This window comes from Kitasatospora sp. NPDC017646 (genome assembly GCF_044329365.1).
Taxonomy (GTDB): Bacteria; Actinomycetota; Actinomycetes; order Streptomycetales; family Streptomycetaceae; genus Kitasatospora.
In genome coordinates this window covers 1-6,632 of record NZ_JBIRJC010000103.1, presented here as the reverse complement: position 1 = coordinate 6,632, position 6,632 = coordinate 1, and the positions used below count along the sequence as shown (strand labels likewise).

At 73.6% G+C, this 6,632-nt stretch carries 4 protein-coding genes and 1 pseudogene; 2 read left to right on the top strand and 3 right to left on the bottom strand.

Features of this window, described 5'->3' with window-relative positions:
* Nucleotides 1-698 precede the first annotated feature (698 nt).
* The 3 genes and pseudogenes from ACH4J0_RS42625 to ACH4J0_RS42615 form a co-directional block, all read right to left on the bottom strand.
* Nucleotides 699-1,949 (bottom strand): annotated as a pseudogene (locus tag ACH4J0_RS42625) (diguanylate cyclase domain-containing protein); the annotation flags it as partial.
* A 254-nt stretch (nucleotides 1,950-2,203) separates the two neighbouring features.
* Nucleotides 2,204-3,325 carry an adenylate/guanylate cyclase domain-containing protein gene (locus ACH4J0_RS42620; protein ID WP_396246572.1) on the bottom strand — a complete coding sequence of 374 codons (1,122 nt, stop codon included), beginning with the start codon at nucleotides 3,323-3,325 and terminating at the stop codon, nucleotides 2,204-2,206.
* Nucleotides 3,326-3,498: 173 nt separating this feature from the next.
* Complete coding sequence (locus ACH4J0_RS42615) at nucleotides 3,499-4,392, bottom strand: biotin--[acetyl-CoA-carboxylase] ligase (protein WP_396246571.1); 894 nt, start codon at nucleotides 4,390-4,392, stop codon at nucleotides 3,499-3,501.
* A gap of 235 nt (nucleotides 4,393-4,627) precedes the next feature.
* Between ACH4J0_RS42615 and ACH4J0_RS42610 the strand changes: the two genes are divergently transcribed.
* Together ACH4J0_RS42610 and ACH4J0_RS42605 are read left to right on the top strand one after the other, a co-directional pair.
* Nucleotides 4,628-6,238 (top strand): acyl-CoA carboxylase subunit beta, encoded by a 1,611-nt coding sequence (locus ACH4J0_RS42610; protein WP_396246570.1) that lies wholly within the window; start codon nucleotides 4,628-4,630, stop codon nucleotides 6,236-6,238.
* Between the two features lie 30 nt (nucleotides 6,239-6,268).
* Complete coding sequence (locus ACH4J0_RS42605; RefSeq protein WP_396246569.1) at nucleotides 6,269-6,490, top strand: acyl-CoA carboxylase subunit epsilon; 222 nt, start codon at nucleotides 6,269-6,271, stop codon at nucleotides 6,488-6,490.
* The last annotated feature ends 142 nt before the right edge of the window (nucleotides 6,491-6,632 follow it).

The following is a 6,632-nucleotide window of genomic DNA, read 5'->3' as shown; positions in this document are numbered from 1 at the left end:
CAGCCCCCGGAGCGCCCACCCCCGGAACCGCCCCCGGCGTCACCCACCCTCCCGAGAGCCCACCCCCCAACAACACCCCCCACCACAGCACCCCCCACCACAGCACCCCCCACAGACCCCCACAGCCCCCCTCACGTCACCGGCGGCGAAGCCGCCCCCGCCAGCGCGACCGCCACCAAGGCCCGCATCGCACAGGCCGCCTGACCGAGCGGCAGGGTGGCGTCGTCGGCGAACAGTTCCACCAGCCAGCCGCCCGCCGGGTTCTGGCCGCCCGCCGCGACCATCCCGCGGTAGCCGGAGACGACGAGCATCGCCTCCTCCGCCGGGTCGTTGCCCGCCGCACCCGCGCGCAGCGCGAAGGCGCCACCGCGGACGGCGCGGCGGGTCATCGGGTAGTGGCGCAGGTCGAAGACGGCGTCCGGGGCCTCGATCCTGGCGCGCTGGGTCTCGGCCCGGGTGCTGCTGGGGCCGCTGGTCATCCGGTAGACGGCGTGCTGGGAGGTGCGCATCAGGTGGGAGCCGGGCGGGACGTACGAGACCCACCAGCCGACGGCGTCGAGCAGCCGGGCGGAGGTCTCGGCGACGACGACCAGTTTGCCGAGGGTGTCGGCCGGGTGGACGGCCCGGGCGGCCGAGGCCTGGTCGAGGGCGGCGAGGACGGCGGTGAGCAGTTGCCCCGGGTCGGCGCTGTGGGCGGCGCCGCGGAAGCGCCGCCGGTCGGCCGCGCCGGCCCGGCCGCCGGGGCCGCGCCGACCGTCGGCCCGGTGGTGGGGGTCGGCGGCGTCGGCGAGCAGCACGGTGGGATCGGGCGAGAAGCCGGGGCCGTGACTGCGCCCGGCGACCACGGGGTGGGCGGCGCGGGCGGCCTTGGCGCGGTACTGGGCGGCGTCGGCGAGCCGGAAGAGGCGGTCGGGGGTGGTGACCGGTCCGATGGAGTCGCCGGTGGAGGCGACGCCGCAGGCGACGCCCTCGCCCTCGGAGAGCGCGAGGGCCCGGGCGCACAGCTCCTCGGCGACGGCGACCACCTCGTCGGCCTTCTGCCCTTCCGCGAGCAGGCAGAACTCGTCGCCGCCGAGCCGGGCGGCGAGGCTGCCGGGCAGCTTGGCGGCGGCCAGGGACAGCTGGTGGGCGAAGCGTTCCAGCAGCCGGTCGCCCATCTCGTGGCCGAGCTGGTCGTTGACCCGCTTCAGTCCGTTGACGTCGCAGACGACCAGCGAGACCACGGTGTTGTCCCGGTTGTGCGCCTCCAGCGCGCTCTCCAGCCGGGCGTCGACGGCGCGCCGGTTGGCGAGGCCGGTGAGCGGGTCGGAGAAGGCCAGTCTGCGCAGGTCCGCGAGGCGCTCGGTCTGGGCGAGTCCGGCGGAGACCTGGGCGGCGAGCAGGGTCGCGTAGTCCGCGTCGGCCTCGGTGAACTCGGGCATGCCGGTGGACCGGGCGAGGTACAGCTCACCCCAGGCCTGTCCGTGCAGCACGATCGGCGCGACCACACAGCAGGCCCGTCCGCGCCTGCGCAGCGCGGCGGCGCGTTCCTGGCAGTACGCGCCGGCGGTCGGGTGGTTGTGCCCGGGGTGCGGCTCTCCGTTCTCGGCGCTCTGCAGCCAGGCGCGCGGCAGTCGCCCGGTGGTCCAGCGTTCCTCCAGGTAGGTGACGATCTCCGGGAAGTCCGCGACGGGGTACGACTCGTCCTCCGGCAGCTCCTCCTCGCCGGGCGCGAGTTCGCCGTGGTTGACCAGCACCCGGAGCCGGCCGGACTCGCGGTCCCAGACCGAGACGGCGGCCATGACGGCGCCGAGCGCCTCGGTGGCCCGGACGGCGGCGGCCCGGACGGCCTCCAGCGGCGTGAGGGCCCCGGCCATGTCCTGGGCGAGTTCGACCACCGACTGCAGCCGCAGGTCGGGCAGCGGGTCGGAGCGGTGCGGGCCATCGCAGTCGCAGCCGCGGTCCGTCATGATCGCCTCACTGCTCACCGGCTCGCCTCGCTCCCTGTGCTCGGTCCTGCCGGACCCCCACCGGTCGGCCGCACCCGTCCGGCCGCTTGCACCAAGACTATGGCGATTTCGTTCGGTTATGCCCCGTTTGCCCGGATGAACCCACAACCGACGGTACGGCTTTCAACCGTTCGGCACCCGTCCGAGGGTCGGGGACCGGGCCGACGAAGAGCCCGGCGCGCCCCACCCGCCCAGCGGGAGTCGTCGGACACGCCCTACTCCGCCTTCATCCGCCGCGACAGCAGCCACGGCTCCACCAGCCCCAGCCCCCGCACCGGCCGCCGCCACATCGGCTGGAGGTGGAACCGCGCCCCCGGGTCCGGTCCGGGCACCGGCAGCCCGGAGGCGGGCATCCCGGCCGCCACCGACAGCGCCTCCGCCAGGCCCGGCCCCTCGGATTCGGCCGGGCCGACGCTGCCGTTCAGCTCCAGCGCCGCGGCGAACTCCCCGTCGATCAGCACCGCGTCCTTGGGCGCGATCGAGGTGAGCCGGCTGGCCAGGTTGACCGTGGTGCCGAAGACGTCACCCATCCGCTGGGTGACCGTGCCGAAGGCCATGCCGACCCGCAGCGCGGGGATGGTGTCGTCCTCGGCCAGCGCCTCGATCAGGCAGAGCGCGATCTCGGCGGCGGTGGCCGGGTCCTCGGTGACGTAGAGGATCTCGTCGCCGAGGGTCTTGATGACCCGGCCGCCCTGCCCGACGATCAGGTCGGAGCAGGTGTTCTCGAAGGTCTCGACCAGTTCGCCGAGCTCCTCCTCCTCCAGCCGCCGCGACAGCCGGGTGAAGCCGACCAGGTCGGCGAAGCCGACGGCGAGCCGGCCGCTGGTGATCTCGTTGTCCTCGGCGGCCTGCACCACCCGGCCGGTGACGGCGGCCAGCTGGCGCCGCCAGACGTACACCAGGAACTGCTCCAGTTCCGGCAGCAGCAGCTCGACCAGCGGGTACGCGACGTCGGCGCGGGTCAGCCCGGGTTCGACGGACTGGGTGAGGTTCTCCAGGAAGGTGTCCATCTGCCAGCCGGCCAGCCGGGCGGTGGTCTGGCCGGTGGAGCGTGCCACCTGGATCGCCATCGACTCGCTGAGCAGACCGGACTCGACCAGACCCGCCAGGCGCCGCAGCGCGATCACGTCGCCGTCGGTGAGCGCCCGGGACTGGCCGATGTCGGGGAAGCCCATGGCGCGCCAGAACCGGGTGGCCAGTTCCATCGGGACGTCGGCGGCGCGCGCGGCCTGGTACGGGGTGTAGCGGCGTGGCGCGTCCAGGATCAGGCGTTCCAGTTCGAGCGCGACCGTGGGGTCGTGGATGCCCGCCGTCTCGCCGCCGCCGTCCTCTGCCACCGGTCCGTCCCCGTGCGGTTGCCGCACTTGCCTCGTGTCCTACCTGTCCGGGCGCACCGCCCGCCACCCGGGCGGACAGTGGCGCGCCTCACACCGCTGCCAGGTGGAATGTTCGCACGGAATCACGTGATCCGGAGCATCCGCCCGAGTCAAGGAGAGGTGAAGAGTCCCGTTCAGCGCGGCTGGGGGCGAACGTGGACCACGTCCCCCGCGCCGACCGCCCGGCGTGCGCCGTCGGCGGTGCGCACCACCAACCGGCCGTCCGCGTCGATCGCCACCGCCTCGCCGACCAGCTCGCGATCGCCGGGCAGGTGCACCTTCACCTGGCGGCCGAGCGTGCTGCACCGGTCCACGTACGCGCGCAGCAGGTCGCTCGCGTGCGGGTCCCCGGCCGCTGCCGTCCACTCGCGGTACAGCCCGGCGAACTCGCGCAGCAGGGCGCGCAGCAGGACGGACCGGTCAGTGGTCGAGGCGCCGGCCAGGGCGAGCGAGCCGGCGGTGGGGACGGGCAGCTCGGCGGCGCGCAGCGAGACGTTCAGGCCCAGCCCGACCACCACCGCGCCGGCGCTGAGCTCGGTGAGGATGCCGCCGAGCTTGCGCTCCGCGCCGTCGATCTCCGCCTGGAGGTCGTTGGGCCACTTCAGCCCGACCTCGACCCCGGCCACCCGATCGAGGGTGCTGGCGGCGGCCACCCCGACCAGGATCGGCAGCCAGCCGTACCGCTCGACCGGCACCTCCTCGGGGCGCAGCAGGAAGGACACGAACAGCCCCGAGCGTGCCGGAGCGGTCCACTGCCGGTCGAGCCGGCCGCGCGCGGCGCTCTGCGCCTCGGCGACCAGCACCGTGCCCTGCGGGGCGCCCGCCCGGGCCCGTTCGGCGAGGTCGCCGTTGGTCGAGCCGGTCTCGGCGACGACGTCCAGCGAGGTCCAGAGCCCGCCCGGCACGACCAGGTCGCGGCGCAGCACCTCCTGGTCCAGCGGCGGCCGGTCCAGGTCGGTCCAGGGAGACGGTCCGGTACGGCCGAAGCCGCGCAGTCCGCTGCGGCGGGGAGTGTCGGGTGCGGTCATGGTGGCAACCCTAGAACCAGCGGGAGCACCCGGCAGGGCGGACCCGCAGAGGCGCAGTCCGCCCCATCGTCCCGCACAACGCCCGTTGACACACTGTGTCGATGACCATAACGCCAGGAGATGACGGATCGCCCGGCGCGCTGGCTACGCTACGCAGCGGTAGTTCGCAGCGCCGCCCTGCCCTCTGCGCGGGCCTCCATCCCCGGTCCGCGCGCACTCGAACAGGTCGCGGCCGATGATCAGGGAGAGCCACCGGATGACCGAGGCGCCGTACGACCCCCACACCACCGCCGGCAAGCTCGCCGACCTGCGGCGCAGGCTCGACGAGGCGGTGCACTCCGGCTCCGCCAAGGCCGTGGAGAAGCAGCACGCCAAGGGCAAGCTGACCGCCCGCGAACGGGTCGTCGAACTGCTGGACGAGGACTCCTTCGTCGAGTTCGACGAGTTCGCCCGGCACCGCTCGACCAACTTCGGCCAGGAGAAGAACCGGCCCTACGGCGACGGCGTGGTGACCGGCTACGGCACCGTCGACGGCCGTCAGGTCGCCGTCTTCGCCCAGGACTTCACCGTCTTCGGCGGCTCACTCGGCGAGGTCTTCGGCGAGAAGATCGTCAAGGTGATGGACTTCGCGCTGAAGACCGGCTGCCCGGTCATCGGCATCAACGACTCCGGCGGCGCCCGGATCCAGGAGGGCGTGGTCTCGCTCGGCCTGTACGGCGAGATCTTCCGCCGCAACGTGCACGCCTCGGGCGTCATCCCGCAGATCTCGCTGATCATGGGCCCGTGCGCGGGCGGCGCGGTCTACTCCCCCGCGATCACCGACTTCGTGGTGATGGCCGACCGGACCTCGCACATGTTCATCACCGGCCCGGACGTCATCAAGACCGTGACCGGCGAGGACGTCGGCATGGAGGAGCTGGGCGGCGCCCGCACCCACAACACCAAGTCCGGCAACGCGCACTACCTGGCCACGGACGAGAAGGAGGCCGTCGAGTACGTCAAGAGCCTGCTCTCGTACCTGCCCTCCAACAACCTGAGCGACCCGCCGTCCTACCCCGAGCAGGCGGACCTCTCCGTCACCGACGAGGACCTCGAACTCGACGCCATCGTGCCGGACTCGGCGAACCAGCCGTACGACATGCGCAAGGTGATCGAGCACATCGTCGACGACGGCGAGTTCCTGGAGACCCAGCCGCTGTTCGCGGGCAACATCATCACCGGCTTCGGCCGGGTCGAGGGCCAGTCGGTGGGCATCGTCGGCAACCAGCCGATGGACCTGGCCGGCTGCCTGGACATCAACGCCAGCGAGAAGGCCGCGCGCTTCATCCGCACCTGCGACTCCTTCAACATCCCGGTGCTGACCTTCGTCGACGTGCCCGGCTTCCTGCCCGGCACCGAGCAGGAGTGGGACGGCATCATCCGTCGCGGCGCCAAGCTGATCTACGCCTACGCCGAGGCCACCGTCCCGCTGATCACCGTGATCACCCGCAAGGCCTTCGGCGGCGCGTACGACGTCATGGGCTCCAAGCACCTGGGCGCCGACCTCAACCTGGCCTGGCCGACCGCGCAGATCGCGGTGATGGGCGCGCAGGGCGCGGTCAACATCCTGCACCGCCGGGAGATCGCCGAGGCCGAGGCGGCCGGCACCGCCGAGGAGAAGCGGGCCGAGCTGATCGCCTCGTACGAGGACACCCTGCTCAACCCGTACCTGGCCGCCGAGCGCGGCTACGTCGACGCGGTGATCGCCCCGAGCGAGACCCGTCGGCACATCGTCCGGGGCCTGCGGGCGCTGCGCGGCAAGCGCGAGGTGCTGCCGCCCAAGAAGCACGGCAACATCCCCCTGTAGGCACCACCCCTCTCGGGAGAGAACCCAGCCATGTCCCCGATCCACGTGCTGCACGGGCAGCCGACCCCCGAGGAGCTCGCCACCGTCCTGGCGGTGGTCCAGGCCCGGGCCGCCGCCGCGCAGACCGCCGCAGACGCGGCGCGTCTGGCGGGCGTCGGCCCGGCCTCCCCCTGGAACGACCGCTCCCGCCTGCACCGCCCCGCCGTCCGCCCGGGCGTCAACGCCTGGCGGACGTCGGGCTGGGCGCACTAGGTGTAGAACCGCCGGACGCCGCTGCGGCGCGGAGCGGGGGGGCGGCCCCGCCCCCCTACCCCCCCCCGCCCCCGCCCCCCCCCCGCACCCCCCCCGTCTGCCGCCCGCGTTGGCCCGCACAGAGTGACGCTAAACACGCGTG